The sequence below is a fragment of the Streptacidiphilus rugosus AM-16 genome, assembly GCF_000744655.1.
Lineage (GTDB): Bacteria > Actinomycetota > Actinomycetes > Streptomycetales > Streptomycetaceae > Streptacidiphilus > Streptacidiphilus rugosus.
Map to the genome: position 1 here is coordinate 2,105,083 of NZ_JQMJ01000004.1, position 24,899 is coordinate 2,129,981.

Genomic DNA, 24,899 nt, shown 5'->3' on the forward strand with positions numbered 1-24,899 from the left:
GCGGTCGATCGGTCACTGGCCGTTGGGGCATGTGGCACACACCTTCCGGGAGCCCGCGCCGGAGAACGCCGTGGGCTCCCTAGGGGAACGGCGTGAATGTAGCGAGCATTCGGCTCCCGTGACCGGTTCCGAGCGGACAATCGTCCGAACGGGTGAAGGCCTCCCCCCTTACCGGGGAAGAAGCGACGCGTGGGGCGACGCCGCCCCACGCCCCTCGCCCCGTGGAGCCCCTGGCACCCGTCCCTGGCGTCGCCCGCCACAGGTCGCCCCCGCTCTGTGGTGACAGCCCACATGGGAGCGCCCGCCCGGGCCGCCTACCGTCTCCGGCCATGGAGAGCACCCACAGCACCTTTCTGGACGGACGGAAGGCCCTGGTCACCGGCGCGGCCAGTGGCATCGGCCGGGCCTGCGCGCACGCTCTGGCCCGGTCCGGCGCCGGGGTGTACGTCGTGGACCGGGCGGCCGACGCGGCCAAGGCCGTGGCCGAGGAGATCGGCGGCACCGCGTTCGTCGTGGACCTGTCCGACCCCGAGGCCGTGGACGCGCTCCCGGACGACGCGGACATCATCGTCAACAACGCCGGCCTGCAGCACGTCGCCCCGATCCACGACTTTCCGCCCGAGCGCTTCACGCTGATCCAGCGGGTGATGGTCGAGGCCCCCTTCCGCATCATCCGCCGCACCCTGCCGCACATGTACGCAGGTGAATGGGGACGCGTCGTCAACATCTCGTCCGTGCACGGGCTGCGGGCCAGCGCCTACAAGTCCGCCTACGTCACCGCGAAGCACGGTCTGGAGGGCCTCAGCAAGGTCGTCGCCCTGGAGGGCGCGGCCCACGGCGTGACCAGCAACTGCGTCAACCCCGGCTATGTGCGCACCCCGCTGGTCGAGGACCAGATCGCCGACCAGGCGCTGGCCCACGGCATCTCCGAGGCCGACGTGATCGACCAGATCATGCTCGACCGCACCGCGATCAAGCGCCTGATCGAACCGGACGAGGTCGCCACCGCCGTCCTGTGGCTCTGCTCGCCGGGGGCCGCCAGCATCACCGGCGCCTCGCTCCCGATGGACGGCGGCTGGACCGCCCGATAGCCCCGCTCCCACCACCCGCTCCCGCTGCGCCTCCCGCGCCCAGCCCCTCCCCCGCTCGACCCCTGCCCCTCCCCCGCGAACCACCCCTCTCACGGAAGGCCCCATCGTCGTGGCAACCGACACCGCGCCCCAGCCCCCCGGCACTCCCTCCGGCCCTCCCGCCGCAACCGGCCGCATCCCCAGAGGCCTCACGAAGGTCGTCGGCGCCAGCCTGATCGGCACCACCATCGAGTGGTACGACTACTTCCTCTACGGGTCCGCCGCGGCCCTGGTCTTCGGCAAGGTCTTCTTCCCGAAGGAGGACCCGCTCACCGGCACCCTGCTCTCCTTCCTGACCTACGCCATCGGCTTCGCCGCACGACCCGTCGGCGCGCTGGTCTTCGGGCACTTCGGCGACCGTCTCGGCCGGAAGAGGCTGCTGGTGATCAGCCTGCTGATGATGGGCGTCGCCACCGCCCTGATCGGCTGCGTCCCCGGCTACAACACCCTCGGGGTCACCGCGCCGATCCTGCTCACCGGGCTCCGCCTGATCCAGGGCTTCGCCCTCGGCGGTGAGTGGGGCGGAGCGGTGCTGCTGGTCTCCGAGCACGGCGACGCCCGGCGCCGCGGCTTCTGGGCCTCCTGGCCGCAGGGCGGCGCGCCGCTCGGCAACCTGCTCGCGGTCGGTGTGCTCTCGCTGATGACGACCGTTCAGACGGACGCGTCCTTCGTCGCCTGGGGCTGGCGGATCCCCTTCCTGCTCTCCGCGGTACTGGTGGGTGTCGGCCTGTGGATCCGGCTCGGCGTGGACGAGTCGCCGCTCTTCAAGGAGGCGCAGCGGCGGGCCGAGGCCCGCACGGCCGAGGGCGGCCACGAGCAGCCGCCGCTGATCGCGGTGCTGCGGCAGCACTGGCGGGACATCCTGGTCGCGATGGGCGCGCGCATGGCGGAGAACATCTCCTACTACGTGATCGTCACCTTCGTGCTGGCCTACTGCGTCGACCACCTCAAGCTGGAGAAGCAGACCGCACTCAACGCCGTGCTGATCGGCTCGGCCGTGCAGTTCTGCCTGATCCCGCTGTTCGGCGCGCTCTCGGACCGGGTCGGCCGCAAGCCGGTCTACCTCGTCGGCGCGGTCGGCACCGGAGCCTGGGCCTGGGCCTTCTTCGCCCTGCTCGACACGAAGTCGTTCCCGGCGCTGGTGCTGGCGGTGACCGTCGGCCTGGTCTTCCACAGTGCGATGTACGCGCCGCAGGCGGCGTTCTTCTCCGAACTCTTCGCGACCCGGATGCGCTTCTCCGGCGCTTCCATCGGGGCCCAGTTCGCCTCGGTGGCCGCGGGTGCCCCCGCGCCGCTGATCGCCGTGGCGCTGCTGAAGGACTACGGGAACTCGACGCCGATCTCCGTCTACGTCACCCTGGCGGCGGTCGTGACGGTCGTGGCGCTGCTCTTCGCCCGCGAGACCCGCGGCAGCTCCCTGGACGCCGTGGAGACCGACGCCGGTCCGAGCACGGACCGGGCCGCCAGCCCGGCCTCGGCCGCCCGCTGACCCACGGGGGCGCCCGCGGCCACGCGACGGGCGCCCCCGTGACCCGACCCCCGTGACACAACCCACTCCTCCTGCCACGATGGCCCGCACCATGCACGCATCGCACGAAGACGACCCCACCCCACCTGCGACCCCGGCCCCGGCCCTGCCCCCGGCCTCGGCAGCCCCCGCCGGGGCGCCCGCCGCGGAACGGCTGCTGCGGCTGCTCGCCGAGGGCGCCTCCGCCGAGGAGCTCGGCGAAGCAGGGGCAGGGGCTCCGGGAGACGCGGCGCTGGCGCTGCGCGTCCACCGGACGCTCGCCCAGCACCGCCGCCGCGAGGCCCAGCTGACCGCGCTCTTCGAGACCGCAACCGACCTGGCCGCCTCCAGGGACCTCGACGCGGTACTCCAGGCGATCGTCCGGCGGGCCAGGCTGCTGCTCGGCACCGAACTCGCCTACCTCACCCTCCCGGACGAGACCGCCGGCGACACCTACATGCGGGTCACCGACGGTTCGGTCTCACCGCTCTTCCAGACCCTGCGGCTGGAGCTCGGAGAGGGCCTGGGCGGACTGGTCGCGCAGACCGCCCGCCCCTACGCCACCCCCGACTACCGCACCGACAGCCGGTTCCACCACACCCGCAACATCGACGCGGGCGTGCTGGACGAGGGCCTGGTCGGCATCCTCGGTGTGCCGCTGCTGCTGGAGAAGCAGGTGATCGGCGTGCTCTTCGCCGCCGACCGCAGCCCGCGGCCCTTCTCCCCGGACGAGGTCGCCCTGCTCTGCACGCTGGCCGCCCATGCGGCCATCGCCATCGACACCGCCCGCGCCCTGGACGACACCCGGGCGGCCCTCGCCGACCTGGCCGAGGCCAACGCGGTGATCCGCGAGCACGCCGCCGCGATCCAGCGGGCGGAGGAGGCCCACGACCGCCTCACCGACCTGGTCCTGCGGGGTGGCGAGATCACCGCCGTGGCGGAGGCGGTCTCGACACTGCTCGACGGCGAGATCACCGTCCTCGATCCGGACGGCCAGCCGCTGGCCGGCTCGGCCCCGGCCGCCGCGCCCGGCCTGGACGCCCTGGTCGCCGAATCCCGGGCCAGCGGCCGGGCCGTGGAGGCGGACGGGCGCTGGGTCTGCGCGGTCCTGGCCGGCCAGGAGCTGCTGGGGAGCCTGGTCCTGAGCGGCCGTCCGCTGCTGGAGGACGCCGACCGGCGGCTCTTCGAGCGGGCCGGGGTGGTGACGGCGCTGCTCCTGCTGTTGCGCCGTTCCGTGGCCGAGGCGGAGAACCGGGTCCGCGGGGAGCTGCTGACGGACCTGCTCGACAGCCCCGACCGCGATCCGGCCGGGCTGGTCCAGCGCGGCCTGCGGCTCGGCGTCGACCTGCGCCGCCCGCACGTGCTCCTCGTCGCCCAGGCCTCCACGCCCTCCGACGCCGCCGCCTCGCGCGGCAAGCTCGCCGGGGCCGCCACCCGCCTGCTCTTCGGCCGCGGCGGGATCGGCGCCGAGCACGGCGACACCGTCGTCCTGCTGCTCCCCGCGGGCCCCGAGCCCGTCTCGTCGGCGGCCGCGGCCGCGGCGGCGCAGCTGTCCCAGCTGACGGCCCAGCCGGTGACCGTCGGCGCCGCCGGTCCGGCCGGGGGCGTGGCCCCGCTGGGAGCCGCCCACGCCGAGGCCCTGCGGACGCTCCGCGCCCTGCGTGCCCTGGGCCGGGAGGGAGAGGGAGCCTGCGCCGCCGACCTGGGCTTCCTTGGCGTGCTGCTCGGCGAGGGCCACGACGTGCGCGGCTTCGTCGGCGAGACACTCGGCCCGCTGCTGGAGTACGACGCCAGGCGCGGCACCGAGCTGGTGCACACCCTGGACGCCTACTTCGCCTGCGGCGGCAGCCTCACCCGCGCCAAGGACGAGCTGCACGTCCACGTGAACACCGTGGTCCAGCGACTGGACCGGGTGGAGGCCCTGCTCGGCCGGGACTGGAGCTCACCCGAGCGGGCCCTGGAGCTCCAGCTGGCCCTGCGCCTGCACCTGCTGACCGGCTGAGCGGCGCGCTACCCCTGGCCGGCCTGCCCCCGGCCAACGGCCAGACCGTTCAGCACGAAGGCGACCACCGCCTCGAACTCCCCGTCCACGCCGGGCCGGGACCACTCCCCCGCGTATCCGGGATCGTGGTAGTGCGCCGTGGCCTGGAAGACCACATGGCCCAGCACCTCGGGGTCGCCCGTGGAGAAGTCACCCTGTTGCTGGCCCTCCTGGATGATCCCGGCGATCTGGGACTCCAGGTCGGTCAGATGCTCCGCGATCAGCTCGCTGTTCTCCCCGACCAGCACCTGGTAGGTCTCGAACAGCTCGGGATCGGCGAGCGCCTTCTCCTGCTTGGCCCGGAACAGCGCCGCCAGCCAGAGCCTGAGCCGCTCAGGCGGCTCCTCGGGGCCGGCGGCGATCCCTGGCAGCGCCGCGTGGGCGCGGTCGAGCCAGCGGCGGGTCACCGCGCCGCGCAGGGCGGCCTTGCTCGGGAAGTGGCGGTAGACCGTGCCGTGGCTGACCCCGAGCGCACGGGCGACATCCACCACCGTGGCCTTGGCCGGGCCGAACCGGCGCAGGACGTCCTCCGCCGTCTGCAGGATGTCCTCGGGGGTGAGTGCTGCCTCGGCCATTTACCTCTCGCTGTCCAGATGAGCCATCTGCGCAGCAACATACCGGTCGCCCACGGCGGCCCCGCGCGGCACCGCGGCCTCGATGGCCTCGAGGTCCGCCGCGTCCAGCACCAGCTCGGCGGCGCCCAACGCCTCGCTCAGCCGCTCCCGCCGACGTGCGCCGACGAGCGGGACGATGTCCTCGCCCTGGGCCAGCACCCAGGCGATCGCCGCCTGTGCCACCGTCGCACCCTTGGCCTCGGCCACCGCGCGCAGGGCCTCGACGAGCTTGAGGTTGGCGTCCAGGTTGCCGCCCTGGAAGCGCGGGCTCATGCCGCGGAAGTCGCCCGCCGCGAGCTGCCGGTCGGCCTGCCAGTGGCCGCTGATCAGACCACGGGAGAGCACGCCGTAGGCCGTGACGCCGACGCCCAGCTCGCGGGCGGTCGGCAGGATCTCGGCCTCGATACCGCGCGAGATCAGGGAGTACTCGATCTGCAGATCGGAGATCGGGTGCACGGCCCGGGCCCGCCGCAGGGTCTCGGGCCCCACCTCGGAGAGGCCGATGTGCCGGACATGACCTGCCTGGACCATCTCGGCGATCGCGCCGACCGTCTCCTCGATCGGGACGTTCGGGTCGAGCCTGGCCGGGCGGTAGACGTCCACGTAATCCGTGCCGAGGCGGCGCAGGGTGTAGGCGAGCGCCGTCTTGACCGCGGAGGGACGGGCGTCGTAGCCGATCCAGTTGCCGTCGTAGTCGCGCTGGGCGCCGAACTTCACGCTGATCGCGACCTCGCCGCGAGCGCGGCCACTGCTGCGCAGGGCGTCGCGGATCAGGAGCTCGTTGTGGCCCATGCCGTAGAAGTCGCCGGTGTCGATGAGCGTGAGGCCGGCGTCGAGGGCGGCGTGGATCGTCGCCGTGGACTCGGCCTCGTCGGCCGGGCCGTAGAGATCGGACATCCCCATCGCGCCCAGACCGAGCTGGGAGACGACCGGACCGTTGCTGCCGAGAGTGCGTTCCTTGAGTGCCATGCTCCGAGTATGCGACATGGACTGACAGATTTCAATATCTGTCACTCGTTCGAGGAGAGAGCCGGGAACAGAACCACCGGGCCGTACAGTTGCCTGGAGCAGAGACCAGGAGGCGAGGACCCGGTGAGCAGCGACACCCCAGGCAGCGACACCGAAAGCGGCGGCGGCGAGCTCCGCTTCGTCCGGCTCGGCATCGGGGAGCGGTCGGTCCCCTACCAGGAGGCCCTCGACGAGCAGCTGCGCCTGCACGCCCTGCGCGTCGCGGACGAGATCCCCGACACCGTGCTGCTGCTCGAACACCCGCCGGTCTACACCGCGGGCCGTCGCACCCGCCCCGAGGACCGCCCGCTCGACGGCACCCCCGTCGTGGAGGTCACCCGCGGCGGCGAGATCACCTGGCACGGCCCCGGCCAGCTCATCGGCTACCCGATCGTCAAGCTGCCCGAGCCCATGGACGTCGTCGCCTACGTGCGCCGCCTCGAGGAGGCGCTGATACGCGCCGCCACCGCCTTCGGCATCGGGACCAGCCGGGTCGAGGGCCGCAGCGGCGTGTGGGTGCTGGGCCAGGAGATCCCGGACGCCGCGGTCGACGCCTCCCAGGTGCTCAACATCGGCGCGCTCACCCTGCGCATGGGCGCCAAGCTCGGCGTCGACCCCCGGATGGCCGGGCCCGAGTACGCCCCGTCCAACGCGGGCCAGCGCGGCGACGACCGCAAGCTCGCGGCCATCGGGGTCCGCGTCGCACGCGGCGTGACCATGCACGGCTTCGCCCTGAACTGCAACCCCGACATGACCTGGTTCGACCGGATCATCCCCTGCGGGATCCGCGACGCCGGCGTCGGCTCGCTCAGCACCGAGCTGGGCCGGGAGGTCACGGTCGCCGAGGCGCTCCCCGTCGTCCAGCACCACTTCGCCGAGGTGTTCACCGAGCTTCTCGGCCCCGCCGGCGCGTCCACGCCGCCCGCACCGCTCGCGGCGCCGGTCGGCTGAGCGCCGGCTGAGCGCCGAGGGGCGAAAAGCACCAGTCCGCCGCGGGCGTACCCTTGTGTCCGCACTGAATTTCGAAGATAGGGAGCCGCACGTGTCCGCTGTCGCACCCGACGGCAGGAAACTGCTGCGTCTGGAGGTCCGCAACAGCGAGACCCCCATCGAGCGCAAGCCCGAGTGGATCAAGACCCGGGCGAAGATGGGCCCCGAGTACACCGAGCTGCAGTCCCTGGTGAAGCGCGAGGGTCTGCACACGGTCTGCCAGGAGGCCGGCTGCCCCAACATCTTCGAATGCTGGGAGGACCGTGAGGCCACCTTCCTCATCGGCGGCGACCAGTGCACCAGGCGCTGCGACTTCTGCCAGATCGACACCGGCAAGCCCGCCGAGTTCGACCGCGACGAGCCGCGCCGCGTGGCCGAGTCCGTGCTCACCATGGACCTGAACTACGCCACCATCACCGGCGTCGCCCGCGACGACCTGGAGGACGGCGGCGCCTGGCTCTACGCGGAGACGGTCCGCCAGATCCACGCCGTGACGGCCGACCGCGCCGCCGGGCGCACCGGCGTCGAGCTGCTCATCCCCGACTTCAACGCCGACCCCGAGCAGCTGGCCGAGGTCTTCTCCTCCCGCCCGCAGGTGCTGGCGCACAACATCGAGACGGTGCCGCGCATCTTCAAGCGGATCCGCCCCGGCTTCCGTTACGAGCGCTCGCTCAAGGTCATCACCGAGGCCCGCGCCGACGGCCTGGTCACCAAGTCGAACCTGATCCTCGGCATGGGCGAGACCCGCGAGGAGGTCAGCGAGGCGCTGCGCGACCTGCACGAGGCGGGCTGCGAGCTGATCACCATCACCCAGTACCTGCGTCCCTCCCCCCGGCACCACCCCGTCGAGCGCTGGGTCAAGCCGCAGGAGTTCGTCGAGCTCCAGGAGGAGGCCGAGGAGATCGGCTTCGCCGGCGTCATGTCCGGCCCGCTGGTCCGCTCCTCCTACCGGGCCGGCCGCCTCTACCGGCAGGCCCTGGAGCGCCGCGGCGTCGCCGCGCTCTGACCTCGGGGCCCGGTGCCGCTCCATGACCGTGTGACGCGTGTGACGTTGTGATGTCTGTCGCACACCTTTCACGGGGGTTTGACCGAGTGGTCATGGAGCGGTAACACGGAGTGGCGAGTATGGCCTGGTAACCCGAGGGGAGATGGTCACCATGCAGTTCCCGCACAACGTCACCACGGCCCTGCGGATGGCGGAGTCGCTGCTCCTCGGCAGCGGTCAGCAGACGGCCAGGCGCAACGCCTGGGACGCGGTCTGCGAGAACCGCCGCCACGCGCAGGACCGGCAGGAGACCGAGCGGGCCCTGCTGCGCGCCGTGCACTAGCCGTAGGCCGCCGACCGGTGCGCATCAGGGCCGGCACGCATCACGACTGGGACACAGGCGGCGATCGGTCGGCACCAGGCTTGGGCAACGGCAGGTCCGGCCCCGTACCATGAACCACATGGCGAGGCAGGAAAACTCCGATAACCCTGGGCGGCTCTCACAGATCCGCCAGGCGTACACCATGACCAAGCAGGTCGACCCGAAGATCGGTCTGATCGTCGGCGGCGTCGGGCTCGGCACCTTCGCGGTGCTTCTCGCCATCGGCTTCGCAATCGGGCACCCGATCTACCTGGGCGTGCTGGGCTTCGTGCTCGGCCTGCTGGCGGCCGTGGTGATCTTCGGCCGGCGCGCCGAGAAGGCGGCCTTCGGCCAGCTCGAGGGCCAGCCCGGCGCGGCGGCCGCGGTGCTGAACAACATCAAGCGCGGCTGGAACATCCAGCTCGTCGTGGCGGCCAACCGCAACCAGGACGCCGTGCACCGTGCCGTCGGCCGTCCCGGCGTGGTCCTGGTCGGCGAGGGCAACGTGAACCGGCTGCGGCCGATGATGGCCGCCGAGAAGCGGAAGATGAGCAAGGTCGTCGGCGACGCCCCGGTCATCGACATCGTCGTGGGCAACGAAGAGGGCCAGATCCCGCTCAAGAGGCTGCAGATGCACATGGCCAAGCTTCCCCGGGCGATCTCCGGCGCCGAGGCGACGCAGATCAACGACCGGCTGCGCGCGATGGGCGACCTGATGTCCAACGCCCCGCTGCCGAAGGGTCCGCTCCCCAAGGGTTCGCGGATGCCCAAGGGCGCCGGAAAGGCGCGCTGACCCCCGCACAGACGTCGGCCCCGGCCGGTCCTCACGGACCGACCGGGGCCTCTTTCGTTTCACCCGCCCTGCTGCTTCTTCCCACGCTCCGCTAGGAGACGCGGACCTCGACAGTCCCGACGGCCTTGTCGTGCAGTCCGCGGCCGTCGCGGTCCCAGATCAGCGCGGGCACCGCCAGCACCAGCAGGAAGGTGCGCAGCGCGACCTGGCCGACCCCGGCGCGCTGCCCGCTCAGGCTGATCACCCGGAGCCCCAGCAGCTTCTTGCCGGGCGTGGCCCCGGCCGTGCTCAGCGTCAGCACGCTGACCAGGAAGAACAGGACGGTGATCCAGATGTTGACCTTGCTCAGGTCACGGTTGACGATCAGGGCGTAGGCGACCAGGTAGCAGAGCATCCAGTCGATGAAGATCGCCGCCAGCCGTCGGCCCGTACCGGCGATCGAGCCGGGCCCTTCCTCCGGCAGCCCCAGGCGCTTGCCCCGGTACCCGAAATCGGCGCCCATCTGCTCGGCGCCCGTACGCGGGCCCTCGATCCAGCTTCCAATGGCCTTACGACTCTCATCCACGCCACCACAGTAGCCCGGCGCTCCGCCGCGTCCGGAAACCACCCCCACGGCCGCACTCCGATGCGCCCAACAGGTTTAGACCACTCACCGGAGGGTGAAGCCGACCCGACCCGCTGACACCCCGGTCGAGCAGGAACGACGCGGATTGTGCGAGTGTGGACGAGACGCGGTTAACATCCGCGAAACATATGGGTCACGGCCGAGAAACGGCCGCTTCCTATGGTTTTCAGCACCGGTATCGCCGGACGGGACCGGCGATCCGCACCCGCAATCCCGGCGACTGCCGGGGCCGAGGAGGATGGATGTTCAACAACGCCGACGAGGTGTCGCGCTACATCTCGGACAACGACGTCAAGTTCGTCGATGTCAGGTTCTGCGACCTGCCGGGCGTCATGCAGCACTTCACCGTGCCCGCCTCGGCCTTTGATCCGTCCGAGATGCTGATGTTCGACGGTTCGTCGATCCGGGGCTTCCAGGCGATCCACGAGTCCGACATGGGCCTGATCCCGGACCTCAGCACGGCCCGTCTGGACCCGTTCCGCAAGGACTCCACCCTCAACATCAACTTCTTCATCCACGACCCGATCACCGGCGAGCAGTACAGCCGTGACCCGCGGAACGTGGCCAAGAAGGCCGAGGCCTACCTCGCCTCCTCCGGCATCGCCGACACCGCGTACTTCGGCCCCGAGGCCGAGTTCTACGTCTTCGACGACGTGCGCTTCGAGACCAAGGCCAACCGCTCGTTCTACGAGATCGACTCCGAGGCCGGCGCCTGGAACACCGGCCGGGTCGAGGAGGGCGGCAACCGCGGCTACAAGGTCCGCTTCAAGGGCGGCTACTTCCCGGCCCCGCCGGTCGACCACTTCGCCGACCTGCGCGCCGAGATGTCCCTCGAACTGGCCGCCTCCGGCCTCCAGGTCGAGCGTCAGCACCACGAGGTCGGCACGGCCGGCCAGGCGGAGATCAACTACCGGTTCAACACACTGCTGGCCGCGGCCGACGACCTGATGCTGTTCAAGTACATCATCAAGAACGTCGCCTGGCGGAACGGCAAGACGGCCACCTTCATGCCGAAGCCGATCTTCGGCGACAACGGCTCCGGCATGCACTGCCACCAGTCCCTGTGGACCGACGGCGCCCCGCTCTTCTACGACGAGCAGGGCTACGCGGGCCTCTCCGACATGGCCCGCTACTACATCGGCGGTCTGCTGAAGCACGCGCCGTCGCTGCTCGCCTTCACCAACCCGACGGTGAACTCGTACCACCGCCTGGTCCCCGGCTTCGAGGCCCCCGTCAACCTGGTCTACTCGCAGCGCAACCGCTCCGCGGCGATCCGCATCCCGATCACGGGTGCCAACGCGAAGGCCAAGCGCATCGAGTTCCGCGCGCCGGACCCGTCCTCCAACCCGTACCTCGCCTTCTCGGCGATGCTGCTGGCCGGCCTGGACGGCATCAAGAACAAGATCGAGCCCCTCGAGCCGGTCGACAAGGACCTCTACGAGCTCGCCCCCGAGGAGCACGACGCGGTCCCGCAGGTCCCCTCCACCCTCCCGGCCGTCCTCGAGGCCCTGGAGCAGGACCACGAGTACCTGCTCGCCGGCGGCGTCTTCACCCAGGACCTCATCGAGACCTGGGTCGACTACAAGCGCGCCAACGAGGTCGCCCCGATCGCGCTGCGCCCGCACCCGCACGAGTTCGAGCTCTACTTCGACCTGTAGATCTGTAGATCTGTAAAGGGCCTCCGAACAGGGGTTGTCCAGAAGCATCACGGCGTCGCTGCAGGCCACAGAGTTCACGGCCTGCGGCGACGCCGTCCTCCGGGCCTCGTCCCGACGAACGCCGACCTTCGTCGCGGCATGAACTGGCGTCCACTCCACGGGAGTTACCTGCGGAGAACGCATGCGGTCACGGCACCTGGCGAGCGATAATCAGAGGCCCTGTGCTGGAGGTGCTCTGGTGACCGTCTCTGGGTTCCTGGCGATTTTCGGGATCGGCTGTGGCGGTGGAGCAGTCGCGGAGCTCAGCAGGTGGTGGGGGCTTCGGGAGTCGCCCAGTCTGCCCGCGTACGCGACGAGCCCGCGGTACTGGGCCATCACAGCCGTCATGGTCGGTGTGGGGGGATTCCTGGCCGTGCTGTACGGGACGGGATCCCAGAACGCGATCCTCGTCCTGAACATCGGCGTGTCCGCGCCGCTGATCATCCAGGCGCTGGCGAAGACGAACCCCGTCGACCGGGCGAAGAGCCCAGCCGGGCCGGCCCCCTCCGAGCCCGGAATCCTGAACTTCCTTCGCGGGAGGTGACGTGCCGGAGTTCACCCGGGGGCACGCCGTGGTCGTGGGCGTGGGGCGGGATCTGCCCGCCACGGTGAAGGACGGGGAAGGCATCGCAGCGATCCTGCGCGACCCCGAACGCTGCGCCTATCCGCCCGAGCAGGTGACCGAGCTACTCGGTCCGAACGCCACGAAGGCCGCGATCATCCGAGCGCTGCGGAATCTGGCGAGCACGGCGACCACTCGGTCCACCTCGGTGATCTATTTCTCGGGCCACGGCATCCGCACGGGCGAGACGCACTACCTGCTGCCCCACGACTACGACCCGAAAGACCTGACCCACGTCGCCATCAGCGACGCCGAGCTGACGGGCGCGCTGGCTGGACTGGTCAGCGCTCAGATCACGCTCATCCTCGACTGCTGCCACCCGACCGAGTTGCCGATCGAGGACCTCGGCGCGAAGACCGTCCCGATGCCTCCCGAGGCGCGTCGGTTCCTGACCTCGGGCACCGGACGGGCGTTGCTCGCGTCGTCGCGCAGCGACGAGCGCTCCTACGTCGCCAAGCCCTACAGCCATTTCACGGCCGCGCTGATCGAGGGCTTCTCGGGCGTCGGCAACGCGGGCAGGGACGCGTTCGTCAGGGTGACCGATCTGGCCATGTACGCGAGCGAGATCGTCCCGAGGAGGACGCGGGGCAGACAGCACCCGACTCTGGACTACAGCGGGCACAACTTCGCCCTCGCCTATTTCGCGGCCGGGGGGTCGGTCTCCAAGGGTGCGCCGTTCGCGTTCGAGGGGGGCGCAGAGGAACCTGCCCTGAAGGACCCTGTGGTGGCGCTCGTCGTCGACGACGTGAAGCGGTGTCTGGACGTCCTGGGCGTACCGCAGGCCGATGTCGCAGCGACCATGGAGTGGCTGGTGGGGTCGCTGGGCGACGATGTCCCTGACGCGGTCGCGCCGGACGGGCTCTGGCCACGGCCCGTGCGGGAGGCGGTGGCAGGGTTCCGGCACGACCTCGTCCTGTTCGCGCGCCCCGAACGGCTGCTCGAGACAGCCTGGTATGTGAGCACGTCGAAACTGAGCCGGATGTTCCGAGCGCATCAGCACGAGCTCGGTCGCGAGGGCGAGGACGCCGGCCGCTTCCTGCTTCTGCACCGGTACCTGGCCGACCGGCGGAGGTTGGCCTTCGAGCCGGCGTTGCGGTTGCTCGGCCGACCGCTACCCGAGGGTGATGACACCTGGCTGTTCTTTCACGGGGAGTTCCGCCTGACCCCTGACGCCCGCGACGCCCCGATGGTGACCTTTCATGGAGCCGTGGGAGCGGGCGAGGTTCGTATGAGCGTCTCCCGCAAGTACCTCGACATCGACTCCCACAGTTTTCTGGTCTTCGAGAGAGCTCTGCTGGGTGACCCGATCACGCTCTCCGGGTTCGGGTCGCTGGCGGCGAACACGCTTCAGCCGGTCGTCCTCAGAATCGAGACCTAGAGGTGGGGCATGCGCAGGGAGCATCTGGTCGGTGCCGTCACCTCGGGGCTCAGGCTCGGCTCGTTCGACGAGGACGTCGAGGCGCCCGGCGCTCAGGAATGGGTACTGACCGCATTCCTCGGCGAGGGCGCCGAAGGCGTCGCCTACCTCGCCGTGCCGCTCGCGGACCCCGCCGCTCAGCCGGTGGTGTTGAAGCTCTTCAGGGATCTGCCCATGTTCGTCATGGAGACGCTGCACCACAGTCTGCGCGTTCATGAGGAGCTGTACCCCGACCACCCGCTGCGGATGAGCTCCGACGAACGCCTTGTGCTGCTGACCGGTGAGATGCTCGCGGAGGTCGACACCCCCCGGCTGAGGGTCCCGCTACGCCTGCACGCCGAACTGCGGCGAAGGGTCGTCGTCATGCTCGCCCTTGCGTGCGGTGCGGCGTTCCTGGCCCAGGAACCGATCGGGCCCGTCCTGGCCTCGTCCGGGCTGGACGCCGTGGTGGACGAGAGCATCGCCGACCACATCGAGGATCAACTGGACGACGAGCTCTTCGTGGAAGACGCCAGACCGCTGCTCACGTACATCGTCGCGGGACTGAGAGAGAGCGCCGCCCGGCCGGCCGCATCCCTGTTCGGCAATCCTCTCGCCGTGCTGCTGGGGCTGTACGCGGAGGACTTCATCAGCCGCGAGGAACTGGAGCACATCGCCGGGACCGCCGACTTCGCCGACCGGCTTCGACCGCAGCACTCCACCGCGATGCTGCACCTGATCCGGCTGTTCCACGCCTATCTCGCCCAACAGCTCGATGACGACGCGCCGTGGTCGGAGGTCAGTGGTCGTGATCCCCTCGACGTGGCCGCCGTGGCCTGCCGTCTGGTCGCCCGGTGCGGCACTGGTCCGGAGCGAGAACTGGCCGCGCAGTGGGAGAGTCGGTTTCGGGAGCAGAACCTCGCCGCGGCACCCAGGGGAGCGAGGCCCCGAAGGGTTCGTCCGCGCCGTCGGCCGGTCGCGCGGCGTCTCTTCGGCCGGGGCGAATTCCTGCGGCTCAGCGAGGTCGCACTGGATCCTGCCGCCTACGCCTGGGTCAGTGTCGGCCACACACTCGCCTCCGTTCACCGCTCTGGGTTCCTGCACGGGGACCTGAGCGGGGCGAACCTGTTCATCGACCTGTTGAGCGGGGCGACCACCATGCTGGACCCCGCACCGTACGACGCCGACAGGACGATCGATCCCCGGCGGATGGCCACGGACTTCGCACGCGTGGACCTGGACATCTCGAAGGCCGAACTCACCGCGCTGCTGTCCGGATACACCAGGACCAGCCGGCTCATCATCGACCCGGCTCATCCCGGTTTCACCGACGGCCTGCTCGACGTGCTGGGTGGACAGGTGCTCTCCGAATCGAGAGCGGCCACCCCCGTGCTGACCGCTGATCAGTGCGACCGCTTTCTCGGCCCTCTCCTGGCCGCCTCGGGTCTGACCGGAACCCCTTCCGGCCGGCCCGCAGATGACCGGCCGGCTGACGGACCGGCGGCCTTGGCGGTCTGCGCGCTCATCGTCTCCGGTCTGGACCTCCGCCCCGCTCTGCGAGCGGGAGGAACGCCCCTCGGGGCCCTGGGCAGCCCGTATGTCCGGATGCTGCTCCGACGCATCTACCGCCTCGACGACGGCGGTGACGGTGATGACAGCGCGCAGGTCCGCAGAGCTCCGGGCGTCTCTGCCGCCGCCCACCACTTTCTCACCGTGCTGGCCGAGCAGCCCGGTCCGCGGGGTCCGCTGGAGGCGGAGGACCAAGGCCCGGGCCTGCCCAGGCTTGCGCTGCTGAACCTCCTGGGCGGGCAGGGACCGGCCCGGCCGGACAGCCTGGCCCTCCTGGCCGCTGTCACCGACGTCGGCGACTGGCTCGCGATCCAGGCGGACACCGGACCTGCCTTCGACCTGTCGGTACGGTTCGCGCAGCTGTCGCTGATGGCACTGCAGCGTCAGGAATGGCCTGCGCTGGAGCGAGAGCTCCGGGAGCTGACCGTGATCGCACGGCATCGCCGGCTGAGCTGGTTCCCCGACGCGTTCACCGCCGCCCCGTCGGACGAACGCCACCTGCCGTTCCTCGCCTACCGGCTGTCGCGGATCCTGCTGTACACGACCATGTTCCGCGTGGATCGAGCCGATGCCGTCGGTGTGCGGTACTCCGACAACCTTCTCTGGTCGGCGAACTGGCGGGCCTTCACCTTGGCACGGCGTTCGGTGACCGACTTGCTGCAGGCCGGTGCCGACGCGGACGAGATGTCACAGCGGATGCTGAGGACCTTCACCTCGCAGTGGGCGGACACCGCCTACGCCCATCTCCAGGCGGCCGTCGCGATCTTCGGGGACCGCGATCAGAAGGTGGCGATACTCATGGACCAGGTCACAGAACTGCTCACCAGGCTCTCCGCGCGCGCACCGCAACCCTGGGAGAACTCCGGGACCTTCGACTTCGACGTGGTGGTGGCACGCTCGGCGGCGGAGACGGCCGGCCTCGCACGATCCGGCGACGACCCCGGGACGGCGCTCAGCCAGGAAGAGACGCCCGGATCGGCTCGATCAGCGCGGCGAGTCGGGGGTGATGACGGACCAGCACGGCCAGGTCGGCCAGCGCCCGGCTGAGGTCCTCGGCGCTCGGCCGGAGCTGGTCGAGGGGCGGGTCCGCCTCCCCGGTCCCGGCGAGTGTCGTCGAGATCCACAAGTGGACCGATCCGAGCCAGAGGTCCCCTCGGACGAAGAGCTCCAGCCACGCGGTATGCCGAAGCGCCGGGGCGTCCGCCTGTGCCAGTGCCCTTTCCACGCGCAGGCGTAAGGCCTGGGGATCACGCACGTAGCCGAAGGCCTCGGCCGTGCCGTCGGCGAGCGCCAAGTACCACAACGCCAGATGGACGGCGGCCGTCTGGAAGTCCTTCCCCGCGAACTCCTTCAGCAGCCCGTCCACTTCCTCGCTCTCGAAGCGGTCACGATAGGCCGTGAAATAGCGCTCCGACTCGCTCCACGAAGCCAGACCCATCCATGTGGCCAGAAGGTCCGGGAGTGGCAGCGGAACGAAGGCGGCGGTGGCGTTCGCGGGCGCGGGCGCGGGCACGGCGGGGCGGCGTCGGATCTCGGCGGCCTCCCGGGCTGCCTCGTCGGCGGCCCCCAGGTCACCGGCCCCGGTCAGAAGACTCGACAGACTCTCCAGCGACGTCGCCAGACGAGGCAGCTGCAGCACGGGATCGGTCCCGGCCAGCCTCCGCCGCGCCTCGACGGCTTGCCGGGCGGCGGACACGGCGTCCGCGCCGCGTCCCGCATCGGCCAGGCGCGCGGCGAGGACGTCCAACGCCGCACCCCAGGCGGGCAGGTAGGTCGCCGCGTCGACCGGGACAAGGCTCCGCGCCACCTCGGCCGCCTCCCGCGCCGGGACCGTAGCCGCCTCGTACTGTCCCGCTCGCGCGTACGAGGTGGACAGGATCCGCAGCGCCTTGAGGAAATCCGGCTGATACGCCGCAGGGTGCTCGACGACCAGCGATCGCAGGATGTCGGCGGCCTCCCGTGCGGCGGCGAGCGCTTCCTGGGTCCGGCCCCTCTCGATGAGGCTGTTGGCCAGGTTCCCGAGGGCACCGGCAAGATGGGGCAGGCAGGCGCCGGGATCGTCCTCGGCCGCCGTCCGGCACACCTCGACGGCCTCACGGGCCGCGTCGGCGGCAGCCTGCTGCTGTCCGATGTCCGCGCGCATCCCGCCCAGGTTGACCAGGGCGACCCCGAGCGATCGCCGGTGCGCCTGCGGGTCGGCGTCGGTCAGTACTCGCCACAGCCGGGTGGACTCCTCGGCCGCGTCGGCTGCCTCGGACGGCAGGCCCGCCGCGGCCGTCAGCTTGGCCAGGTTGGACAGGGCGGTCCCCAGCTGTGCCCCGCGCCGGCCGAAGTCGGCTGCGGCGAGCCGACGGCTCACCTCGACCGCATCCCGGGCCGGCACGAGCGCCTCGGCGACCAGCCCGACGGCAGAGGTCCCCACGGCCAGATTCATCAAAGCCGCCACCAACGACGGCTCGAACGAGACCGGGTCGGCGTCGGCCAGCGCCCGGTACCGTGACACGGCCTCTTCCTGGACAGCGAACGCCGCCTGCCGGTCCCCTGCTCGCTGCAGACACCCGCCGAGATTCAGCAGCGCCGCGGCAAGGTTCGCCTGGAACTCTTCACGGCCGCTCGCGACGAGCTCCCGGAACGCCTCCACCGCCTGCCGCGCAGGCGCGACCGCCGCGCTGACCTCCCCGGATTCCGTCAGCACCACGGCGCGGTCGGCCAGCGCCAGGGCTCGAGCGGACAGGTCCACGTGTGCCCCCGGAACGTCGTCCACCCGCCGAGGCTAACCCCGAGCCTCCCAGCCGGCGTCCGCCCCGAGGATGAACTGTGACCGCGATGTCGAAGGAGTCGCTCATCCGCGTTCGGGGCGGTGACGGAGGCCCTCGCCTCACCTGTACGGCAGCTCAGGATGCGGTCTCGCGGCCCCGCACCGATGGTTGAGCTATGCGAGTCGTCACATGGGTGGAGCAGGGCCTTTCCCCGGCCGATGACGGTCCGGTCCGCTGGCGCGTCTTCCATGCCGCGGACGGTCCTCAGTGGACGCTCTGCGAGAAGAGCACCAACGGGCTGCGCCCGATCCCCGCCGCGTTCGAGTCATGGCCTCCGACGCCCAGGAACAACGACAGCGTCTGCCCCACCTGCGCGGCCCGCGCCAAGGAACCGCAGTCCATCTGAGCGGGGCCCGTACCTCCGGGCAGGCAGCCGCCGGCGGCGGCGGCGGCGGCGGAAAACCCTTTGGCCCGTCGACCGTTCGATTCGTAGTCTCGTGGTCGTAAAGCGTCGTACCCCAACGGCAGAGGGATCCGGTTCAGGACCGGAACAGTGTGCGTTCGAATCGCACCGACGCTACGCACGACGCTGTGGCCCAACGGGTAGAGGCGGCGGTCTGAGGGACCGCAGGTTGCAGGTTCGAATCCTGTCGGCGTCACGGTCGGTGTGATGGAGCGGTGAGGTTCTCCGGGCGCAGCAGCCGGTCCAGTTGTTCCTGCGTGAGCAGGCCGCGTTCCAGGACCAGGGCGCGGACGCTGCGGCCGGTGGCGAGGGCCTCGGCCGCGACCTCGGTGGCGGCGGTGTAGCCGATGAACGGGTTGAGCGCGGTCACCGTGCCGATCGAGTGGTCGACATAGCCCCGCAGCCGCTCCTGGTCCGCGGTGATTCCGGTGACGCAGCGCTCGGTCAGCGTCCAGCAGGCGCTGGTGAGCAGGGCGAGCGAGTCCAGCAGGCTGTGCGCGATGACCGGTTCGAAGGCGTTGAGCTGGAGCTGGCCTGCCTCGGCGGCCAGCGTGACCGTGACGTCGTGGCCGATGACGCGGAAGGCGACCTGGTTGACCGCCTCGGGGACGACCGGGTTGACCTTGCCGGGCATGATGCTGGATCCCGCCTGCACCGCCGGCAGGCAGATCTCGCCGAGGCCGGTGCGCGGCCCCGAGGAGAGCAGTCGCAGGTCGTTGCAGATCTTGGAGAGCTTGACCGCGACGCGCTTGAGCACGCCGGAGAGCTGGACGAACGCGCCGACGTCCCACGTGGCTTCGACCAGGTCGGGGGCGGTGCTGAGCGGCAGGTCCGTGAGTTCACGCAGCCGGGCGCAGACCAGCGCCGGGTAGCGTTCGGGCGCGTTGAGGCCGGTGCCGATCGCCGTGCCGCCGAGGTTGATCTCCAGCAGCAGTGCCGCCGCCTCGGTGAGCCGTTCGACGTCCTCCCTGATCGTGACCGCGAAGGCGCCGAACTCCTGCCCCAGGGTCATCGGCACCGCGTCCTGGAGCTGGGTGCGGCCCATCTTCAGCACCGGCGCGAACTCGGCCGCCTTCGCCGAGAAGGCGTCGGCCAGCGCGGTCAGCGTCGCGCACAGCTGACGCGTACCGGCCTGCAGGGCGATCCTGACGGCCGTCGGGTAGGCGTCGTTGGTGCTCTGGCTCAGGTTGACGTGCTCCAGCGGATGCAGGTGCCGATAGGCGCCCCGCGGGTGGCCGAGGAGTTCCAGGGCGCGGTTGGCCACGACCTCGTTGGCGTTCATGTTGGTGGACGTGCCCGCGCCGCCCTGGATGACGTCGACGACGAACTCGTCGTGCAGGTGCCCGGCCCGGATCTCCTGGCAGGCCCGGACGATGGCGTCGGCGCGGCGCCGGTCGAGCAGGCCCAGCTCCTGGTTGGCCTGCGCGGCGGCCTGCTTGACGCAGGCGAGAGCGACGACGAGTTCGGTGTGGGCGCTGATCGGGGTTCCGGTGAGCGGGAAGTTCTCCACCGCTCGCAGGGTGTGCACGCCGTAGTAGGCCTCGGCCGGGACCTCGCGGTCGCCGAGCAGGTCGTGCTCCGTGCGGTGCGGCGGGCCGGCCGGGGCCGTCACGACTCCACCCCCGCGCGGCGGTCGAGGCGCGCGGCCACGACGCGGCCGAGCACGCCGACGGCGAGCAGCACGGCCACCGTGCCGAGGGTGAAGGTCTCGAAGACGGTGCGGGAGACGCCCCAGTCGCCGTTGAAGTCGTAGGAGACGCCCAGGACCCGCTCCAGCACGCCGGGGAAGAGGGCGACCCAGGATCCGAGCACGATCCAGGCGTAGACCAGGCCGAGGCTGATCCGGAAGCCCCAGGCCCCGAACGGCACCCGGTACGGGCGCTCGACCTCCGGACGGGTCCTGCGCAGCACGCCCAGCGCAGGGACGACGGCGAAGTAGGACAGCAGCAGCGTCGTGACGGCCACGGTGAGCACCACCTTGAAGACCGCCGCCGTGCTGCCGTTCACCAGCAGCGTCGCCGCCAGCATGAAGGCCGTCGCGGTGAAGCCGGAGACCAGGTTCATCCGGACGGGGGTGCCCAGCCGCGGGTGGAACGCGCCCAGCGCCCGGCTGAAGAATCCGCCGTCGGCGGCGGCCATGGCCTGCATCCGGTCGCTGACGATCATCCAGGCGCTGCCCTGGGTCATCAGCACGAAGACGAACAGCACGCTGGTCGCGGTGAGCAGCGCATGGCCGGCGCCGCCGTAGCTGCCGAAGACCAGGGAGGCCGCGTCGAGGAATCCGGCGACGCCGGTGATCTGCCCGGCCGGGACCACGGCCAGGATCGCGAAGACCGGCAGCAGGTAGCAGCAGGCGGCGACGCCGCCGGAGACGCCGATCGAGACGGGGACGTCCCGCCGGGGGTTGCGCATCTCCTCACCGGCGGCGTTCGGGGCCTCGAAGCCCACGTAGGCGAAGAGCAGGATCGGGACGAGCGCGAGGAAGCCGCCCGTGGTGGGCGCGAAGCCGGTGCTGGTGAAGCCCTTGAAGCCGTGCTGGAAGCCGTAGCCGACGGCGGTGAGGGTGACCGTCAGCATGACGGCGACCTTGGCGATCGCGCCGATGGTCGTGATCCATTTGCCGCGGCGCAGCGACACGACGGCGGTCAGGATGGAGATCCAGATGAAGGCGAGCTTGAACACGTAGTCGGCGGCGGTGCCGCTGCCCAGCCGGGTGACGTGTCCGTCCCAGGCCTGCGCGGCCGCGAAGACCAGCGAACCGCCCAGCCAGACCGGGTTGGTGACCCAGTAGAGCAGCGTCGTCAGCGCGGCCGCGGTCCGTCCGAAGGCGAGCCTGACCCAGACGTAGGGTCCGCCCTCCTGCGGGAACGCGGCACCGGTCTCGGCGAACAGCAGGGCGTAGGGGACGAGGAAGAACAGCGCGAGGACGACGGTCCAGGTGACCGCCTCGCCGCCGCCGGTGGCGATCTGGCCGATCACGTCGGCGGAGATCACGGCGGCGACGCCGAGGGCCATGATGTCGAAACGGCCGAGGCTGCGGTGCAGGTTCGGCACGGAGTCCGATCTCTCGGCGGACACCTGGCCGTCCGTTGCGGGGGTGGCAAACACGGGAACTCCTCGGGGGTGGGGGGAGGCGGAGGTGTTCAACGCGAGCAGGAGCGGGAGCAGGAACGAAAGCGGGGGCAGAGGGAAGAAGGGGTCCGGGCCGCCCCGGCGAGGGTGGGGGTGGCGGGACGGCCCGGCGTCGGTTCGGTCAGCCGCGCAGTCCGCCGTCGGGCCGGACGCGCTCCAGGACCTGGCGCATGGCGGTGACCGTCTCCTTCGCCTCGGTCTCCGTCATGATCAGCGGCGGCGACAGGACCAGGCTGTGCGCGCAGTCGCGCACGATGACACCGGTCTCGCGGCGGATCACGTCCGGCAGCAGCGGCTGCAGCATCGGCAGCGGCGCGCGGGTCGCCCGGTCGGCGACCAGTTCGACGGCGAGCATCATCCCGACGGAACGGATCTCGCCGACCACGGGGAGGTCGCCGAGCTGCGCCTCCAGCTCGCGGTGCAGATGGCCGCCGATCTCGGTGGCCCGGGCGAGCAGGCCCTCGCGCTCGATGATGTCCAGGTTCTCCAGGGCGACGGCGGCGGCGACCGGGTGGCCGTTGTAGGTGTAGCCCATGGGGAAGCCGAAGTCGGCGAGCAGCTGCTCGGCGACGTGGTCGCCGACGAGCAGCGCGCCCAGCGGGATGTAGCCGGAGGTGATGCCCTTGGCGGTGACGATGATGTCCGGCGTGATGCCGAAGTGCTGGGCGGCGAACCACTTTCCGACCCGGCCGTAGGCGGTGACGACCTCGTCGAGGATCAGCAGGATGCCGTGGCGGTCCAGCACCTCGCGGACCCGCGGCCAGTAGTCGGCCGGCGGGACCAGCATGCCGCCGACGCCCATGATCGGTTCGCCGATCATCGCGGCGATGTTGCCGGGGCCGATCTCGGCGATCCGCTGCTCCAGCTCGGCGATCAGGAAGTCCGTGACCTCTTCCGGAGTCCGAGCCTGTCCCCCGTAGAGCTCACTGCGGTACGGCCACGGCGGGGTCAGGTGGGAGACGTGCGGCATCATCGGGGCGAAGCCCTCGTGGTAGACCGGGAAGCCGGTCGCCGACCCGCCCCCGTAGCCGATGCCGTGGTACGCCTTGTCGCGGGCCAGGATCCAGGTGCGGGAGGACTCGCCGCGCCGGTGGTGGTAGTAGCGGGCCATCTTGATCGCGGCCTCGTTGCCCTCCGAACCGCCGGAGGTGAAGTACACGTGGCCGAGCCCGTCCGGCGCGATCGAGGTCAGCCGGGTGGCCAGCTCGATCGCGCGGTCGTTCGAGAACTCCCAGAAACTGGTGAAGTACTCCAGCTTCGACATCTGCTCGTAGGCGGCGCGGGCCACCTCCTCGCGGCCGTGGCCGATCTGCGCGAGCCAGAGGCCGCCGGTGGCGTCCAGGTAGGAGCGGCCGTCCGCGTCGGTGAGGCGGCAGCCGGAGCCGCCGGTCATCACGACGCGCTCGGAGACGGAACCGGGCAGGTACGGGTGGATGATCCGGGCCCGGTCCGCGTCGCGCAGCTGCTCGGGGGTCAATGGGGTGCGGCTCATTGCGGTGCCGCCTTTCTTGCGAGGGACGCAACGAGGGGTGGGGAAGGAGGCGCGGGGCGCAGGGTGCAGGGCGCTCAGCCGAAGGAGATCCAGGTCGTCTTCAGCCCGGTGTACTTGTCGAAGGAGTGCAGCGAGAGGTCGCGCCCGTAGCCGGACTGCTTGAAGCCGCCGAAGGGCGTGGCGGTGCTCAGCGCGTCGACGGTGTTGACCGAGACCGTTCCGGCGTGGAGCGCTTCGGCGACGCGGTGGGCGCGGCCGAGGTCGCGGGTCCAGAGGGACGCGGCCAGACCGTACGGCGAGTCGTTGGCGATCCGGACCGCGTCCGCCTCGTCGCGGAACGGAAGGACCGTCAGCACCGGTCCGAACAGCTCCTCGCGGGCGAGCGGCGCGTCCTCGGGCAGGCCGGTGACGATGGTCGGGTGCAGGTAGGCGCCGATGCGGTCGGGCCGCGTTCCGCCGTGGACGACGTGTCCGCCCGCCGCGCGCGCCGCGTCGACGGCGTCCAGCAGTCGCTGGGCCTGGGCCTCGTCGACGAGCGGGCCCAGGCGGGTGGCGGGGTCGAGCGGGTCGCCGGGGACGTAGCCGGCGGCGTGTTCGGCGACCCTGGCGGTGAACTCCTCGACGATGTCCGCATGGACGAGCAACCGGGTGTTGGCGGAGCAGACCTGTCCCGCGTTGAAGCAGAAGCCGAAGGCGGCGCGCTCGGCGGCGGCGTCCAGGTCGGCGTCGGGGAAGACCAGGTCGGGGCTCTTGCCGCCCGCCTCCAGCCAGACCTGCTTGCCGTTGGACTGCGCCGCGTAGGACAGGAAGTGGCGTCCGACCGTGGTGGATCCGGTGAAGGCCAGCACGTCCACGTCCGGGTGCAGGCCGAGCGCGCGGCCGGCCGTCTCGCCGAGGCCGGGGACGACGTTGAGCACGCCCGCGGGGATGCCTGCCTCGACGGCCAGCCGGGCGAGCAGCAGCGCCGACTGCGGCGACTGCTCGGCGGGCTTGAGCACGACGCTGTTGCCGGCCGCCAGCGCCGGGGCCAGCTTCCAGGAGGCGAGGTCGAGCGGGAAGTTCCACGGCACGACCGCGCCGACCACGCCGAGCGGCACCCGGCGGACCAGCGCGAGGTTGCCCGGGGCGGCGGGGGCGATCTCGTCGTAGAGCTTGTCGACGGCCTCGGCGTGCCAGGCGAAGCAGCCTGCCGCGCCGGGGACGTCGACCGTGAGGGCTTCGGCGACGGGCTTGCCCATGTCGAGCGAGTCGTACAGCGCCAGCTCGGGGCCGTGTCGCTCGATCAGCTCGGCCAGTCGCAGCAGGCGCTTCTTGCGCGCCTCGGGCGCCAGACCCGACCAGCGGCCGTCGGCGAAGGCGGCGCGGGCCGAGCGGACGGCGTCGTCGACGTCGGCCGTGTCGCAGGCCGCGATCTCGGCGAGCGCCTTCCCTGTGGCCGGGTCGGTGTCGGTGAAGGTGGCACCGGAGCGGGCGTCGCGCTGCTCGCCGCCGACGAAGGCACGGGTCTGCGGGACCAGCTCGGCGGCCAGTCGCCGCCAGTCGGCATGGGAACCGGGGGCGGAGGTGGGAGCGGGGGTGGGGGTGGAGTCACTCATGGGAGGGGGTCCTCAGGTGTGCTCGCGAGTTCTTTGATGCGAGATTCAAACAATGGGATACGCCCACGTCAATGATTGGAGGGCATCTACGTTGAAAAATTTGATGCGCGTGTCAGAGAA

General features: G+C 71.1%; 20 protein-coding genes and 2 tRNA genes. 14 read left to right on the forward strand and 8 right to left on the reverse strand.

Annotated elements, in window-relative coordinates; all coding sequences use genetic code 11:
* Positions 1-329 precede the first annotated feature (329 nt).
* From BS83_RS18675 to BS83_RS18685, 3 genes are all read left to right on the forward strand, one after another.
* Positions 330-1,091, forward strand: coding sequence for a 3-hydroxybutyrate dehydrogenase (locus tag BS83_RS18675; RefSeq protein ID WP_037604882.1), 762 nt, complete (start codon positions 330-332; stop codon positions 1,089-1,091).
* Between the two features lie 175 nt (positions 1,092-1,266).
* Positions 1,267-2,619 carry an MFS transporter gene (locus tag BS83_RS18680; protein WP_037609349.1) on the forward strand — a complete coding sequence of 451 codons (1,353 nt, stop codon included), beginning with the start codon at positions 1,267-1,269 and terminating at the stop codon, positions 2,617-2,619.
* A gap of 91 nt (positions 2,620-2,710) precedes the next feature.
* A complete protein-coding gene (locus BS83_RS18685; protein ID WP_084713667.1) occupies positions 2,711-4,639 on the forward strand; it encodes a helix-turn-helix domain-containing protein in 1,929 nt (642 codons plus the stop codon).
* An 8-nt stretch (positions 4,640-4,647) separates the two neighbouring features.
* On the opposite strand, the gene BS83_RS18690 is transcribed toward BS83_RS18685, so the two are convergent.
* Complete coding sequence (locus BS83_RS18690; RefSeq protein ID WP_037604884.1) at positions 4,648-5,253, reverse strand: TetR family transcriptional regulator; 606 nt, start codon at positions 5,251-5,253, stop codon at positions 4,648-4,650.
* Complete coding sequence (locus BS83_RS18695) at positions 5,254-6,261, reverse strand: aldo/keto reductase (RefSeq protein ID WP_037604885.1); 1,008 nt, start codon at positions 6,259-6,261, stop codon at positions 5,254-5,256.
* Positions 6,262-6,384: 123 nt separating this feature from the next.
* On the opposite strand from BS83_RS18695, the gene lipB reads away from it, so the two are divergent.
* The 4 genes from lipB (at position 6,385) to BS83_RS18715 (ending at position 9,429) form a co-directional block, all read left to right on the forward strand.
* Positions 6,385-7,251 carry a lipoyl(octanoyl) transferase LipB gene (gene lipB, locus BS83_RS18700; protein ID WP_051943298.1) on the forward strand — a complete coding sequence of 289 codons (867 nt, stop codon included), beginning with the start codon at positions 6,385-6,387 and terminating at the stop codon, positions 7,249-7,251.
* A 91-nt stretch (positions 7,252-7,342) separates the two neighbouring features.
* The gene (lipA, locus tag BS83_RS18705; RefSeq protein ID WP_037604887.1) at positions 7,343-8,296 is read left to right on the forward strand and encodes a lipoyl synthase; all 954 of its coding nucleotides are present in this window, start codon (positions 7,343-7,345) and stop codon (positions 8,294-8,296) included.
* 151 nt (positions 8,297-8,447) lie between these two features.
* Complete coding sequence (locus BS83_RS18710) at positions 8,448-8,618, forward strand: hypothetical protein (protein ID WP_332262341.1); 171 nt, start codon at positions 8,448-8,450, stop codon at positions 8,616-8,618.
* 118 nt (positions 8,619-8,736) lie between these two features.
* On the forward strand, positions 8,737-9,429 hold the full coding sequence (locus tag BS83_RS18715; protein WP_037604891.1) for a DUF4191 domain-containing protein: 693 nt from the start codon (positions 8,737-8,739) through the stop codon (positions 9,427-9,429).
* Positions 9,430-9,520: 91 nt separating this feature from the next.
* Here the strand turns inward: BS83_RS18715 and BS83_RS18720 are convergent, their stop codons facing one another.
* The gene (locus tag BS83_RS18720; protein ID WP_051943300.1) at positions 9,521-9,931 is read right to left on the reverse strand and encodes an RDD family protein; all 411 of its coding nucleotides are present in this window, start codon (positions 9,929-9,931) and stop codon (positions 9,521-9,523) included.
* A 365-nt stretch (positions 9,932-10,296) separates the two neighbouring features.
* Between BS83_RS18720 and glnA the strand changes: the two genes are divergently transcribed.
* The 4 genes from glnA (at position 10,297) to BS83_RS18740 (ending at position 16,385) form a co-directional block, all read left to right on the forward strand.
* Positions 10,297-11,712 (forward strand): type I glutamate--ammonia ligase, encoded by a 1,416-nt coding sequence (glnA, locus tag BS83_RS18725; protein ID WP_037604895.1) that lies wholly within the window; start codon positions 10,297-10,299, stop codon positions 11,710-11,712.
* A gap of 238 nt (positions 11,713-11,950) precedes the next feature.
* On the forward strand, positions 11,951-12,295 hold the full coding sequence (locus BS83_RS18730; protein ID WP_037604896.1) for a hypothetical protein: 345 nt from the start codon (positions 11,951-11,953) through the stop codon (positions 12,293-12,295).
* A 1-nt stretch (position 12,296) separates the two neighbouring features.
* On the forward strand, positions 12,297-13,751 hold the full coding sequence (locus BS83_RS41920; RefSeq protein ID WP_051943302.1) for a caspase family protein: 1,455 nt from the start codon (positions 12,297-12,299) through the stop codon (positions 13,749-13,751).
* A 9-nt stretch (positions 13,752-13,760) separates the two neighbouring features.
* The gene (locus BS83_RS18740) at positions 13,761-16,385 is read left to right on the forward strand and encodes an RIO2 family protein (RefSeq protein WP_037604897.1); all 2,625 of its coding nucleotides are present in this window, start codon (positions 13,761-13,763) and stop codon (positions 16,383-16,385) included.
* Here the strand turns inward: BS83_RS18740 and BS83_RS18745 are convergent.
* Entirely contained in the window at positions 16,291-18,102 is a 1,812-nt protein-coding gene (locus BS83_RS18745; RefSeq protein ID WP_037604898.1) for a tetratricopeptide repeat protein, read from the reverse strand. The genes BS83_RS18740 and BS83_RS18745 overlap by 95 nt on opposite strands.
* 170 nt (positions 18,103-18,272) lie before the next feature.
* Here BS83_RS18745 and BS83_RS45505 point away from each other — a divergent pair, with 170 nt between their 5' ends.
* The 3 genes from BS83_RS45505 to BS83_RS18750 all read left to right on the forward strand — a co-directional run bounded on the left by BS83_RS45505 (position 18,273) and on the right by BS83_RS18750 (position 18,756).
* A complete protein-coding gene (locus BS83_RS45505) occupies positions 18,273-18,503 on the forward strand; it encodes a hypothetical protein (protein ID WP_157597228.1) in 231 nt (76 codons plus the stop codon).
* A 101-nt stretch (positions 18,504-18,604) separates the two neighbouring features.
* A tRNA-Leu gene (locus tag BS83_RS45510) sits at positions 18,605-18,677 on the forward strand.
* Positions 18,678-18,682: 5 nt separating this feature from the next.
* A tRNA-Leu gene (locus BS83_RS18750) sits at positions 18,683-18,756 on the forward strand.
* Here BS83_RS18750 and aspA read toward each other — a convergent pair.
* The 4 genes from aspA to BS83_RS18770 form a co-directional block, all read right to left on the reverse strand.
* Entirely contained in the window at positions 18,754-20,172 is a 1,419-nt protein-coding gene (gene aspA, locus BS83_RS18755) for an aspartate ammonia-lyase (RefSeq protein WP_037604899.1), read from the reverse strand. The two genes, BS83_RS18750 and aspA, sit on opposite strands and share 3 nt — an antisense overlap.
* Positions 20,169-21,668 (reverse strand): APC family permease, encoded by a 1,500-nt coding sequence (locus tag BS83_RS18760; RefSeq protein ID WP_232248415.1) that lies wholly within the window; start codon positions 21,666-21,668, stop codon positions 20,169-20,171. The genes aspA and BS83_RS18760 overlap by 4 nt, the downstream gene beginning before the upstream one ends.
* A 145-nt stretch (positions 21,669-21,813) precedes the next feature.
* Positions 21,814-23,184 (reverse strand): aminotransferase family protein, encoded by a 1,371-nt coding sequence (locus BS83_RS18765; protein ID WP_037604901.1) that lies wholly within the window; start codon positions 23,182-23,184, stop codon positions 21,814-21,816.
* 74 nt (positions 23,185-23,258) lie between these two features.
* Positions 23,259-24,779: an aldehyde dehydrogenase gene (locus tag BS83_RS18770; protein ID WP_051943304.1), complete on the reverse strand. Its 1,521-nt coding sequence runs from the start codon at positions 24,777-24,779 to the stop codon at positions 23,259-23,261.
* Positions 24,780-24,899 lie beyond the last annotated feature (120 nt).

What these genes read in the sequence shown, in the direction of transcription:
- BS83_RS18675 (WP_037604882.1), top strand. Translation starts at nt 330, where the DNA reads ATGGAGAGCACCCACAGCACCTTTCTGGACGGACGGAAGGCCCTGGTC.
- BS83_RS18685 (WP_084713667.1), top strand. Translation starts at nt 2,711, where the DNA reads ATGCACGCATCGCACGAAGACGACCCCACCCCACCTGCGACCCCGGCC.
- BS83_RS18690 (WP_037604884.1), bottom strand. Translation starts at nt 5,253, where the DNA reads ATGGCCGAGGCAGCACTCACCCCCGAGGACATCCTGCAGACGGCGGAG.
- BS83_RS18695 (WP_037604885.1), bottom strand. Translation starts at nt 6,261, where the DNA reads ATGGCACTCAAGGAACGCACTCTCGGCAGCAACGGTCCGGTCGTCTCC.
- BS83_RS18710 (WP_332262341.1), top strand. Translation starts at nt 8,448, where the DNA reads ATGCAGTTCCCGCACAACGTCACCACGGCCCTGCGGATGGCGGAGTCG.
- BS83_RS18715 (WP_037604891.1), top strand. Translation starts at nt 8,737, where the DNA reads ATGGCGAGGCAGGAAAACTCCGATAACCCTGGGCGGCTCTCACAGATC.
- BS83_RS18720 (WP_051943300.1), bottom strand. Translation starts at nt 9,931, where the DNA reads ATGGGCGCCGATTTCGGGTACCGGGGCAAGCGCCTGGGGCTGCCGGAG.
- glnA (WP_037604895.1), top strand. Translation starts at nt 10,297, where the DNA reads ATGTTCAACAACGCCGACGAGGTGTCGCGCTACATCTCGGACAACGAC.
- BS83_RS18740 (WP_037604897.1), top strand. Translation starts at nt 13,761, where the DNA reads ATGCGCAGGGAGCATCTGGTCGGTGCCGTCACCTCGGGGCTCAGGCTC.
- BS83_RS45505 (WP_157597228.1), top strand. Translation starts at nt 18,273, where the DNA reads ATGCGAGTCGTCACATGGGTGGAGCAGGGCCTTTCCCCGGCCGATGAC.
- BS83_RS18765 (WP_037604901.1), bottom strand. Translation starts at nt 23,184, where the DNA reads ATGAGCCGCACCCCATTGACCCCCGAGCAGCTGCGCGACGCGGACCGG.
- BS83_RS18770 (WP_051943304.1), bottom strand. Translation starts at nt 24,779, where the DNA reads ATGAGTGACTCCACCCCCACCCCCGCTCCCACCTCCGCCCCCGGTTCC.